Source organism: Enterobacter sp. PL1, assembly GCF_945957325.1.
Taxonomy (GTDB): domain Bacteria; phylum Pseudomonadota; class Gammaproteobacteria; order Enterobacterales; family Enterobacteriaceae; genus Enterobacter; species Enterobacter roggenkampii.
This window is the reverse complement of the sequence record NZ_CAMFKT010000127.1, coordinates 1-213: the sequence shown is the minus strand read 5'-3', so window position 1 is coordinate 213 and position 213 is coordinate 1. Positions and strand designations below refer to the sequence as shown.

The following is a 213-nucleotide window of genomic DNA, read 5'->3' as shown; positions in this document are numbered from 1 at the left end:
CCGGGTAATGGTGCCAACTTACTGATTTAGTGTACGATGGTGGTTTTGAGGTGCTCCCGTGGCTTCCATCTCCATCAGTTGTCCCTCCTGCTCAGCTACTGAAGGCGTGGTGCGTAACGGTAAAAGTACTGCCGGACATCAGCGCTATCTCTGCTCTCACTGCCGTAAAACATGGCAGCTTCAGTTCACTTACACCGCCTCTCAGCCCGGTAC

1 protein-coding gene is annotated in these 213 nt (G+C 53.5%); it reads left to right on the top strand.

The window, feature by feature from the left end; all coding sequences use genetic code 11:
- Positions 1-58: 58 nt before the first annotated feature.
- Positions 59-213: IS1 family transposase (locus N6P30_RS24570; RefSeq protein WP_001610947.1), on the top strand; the 155-nt coding region annotated here is incomplete at its 3' end.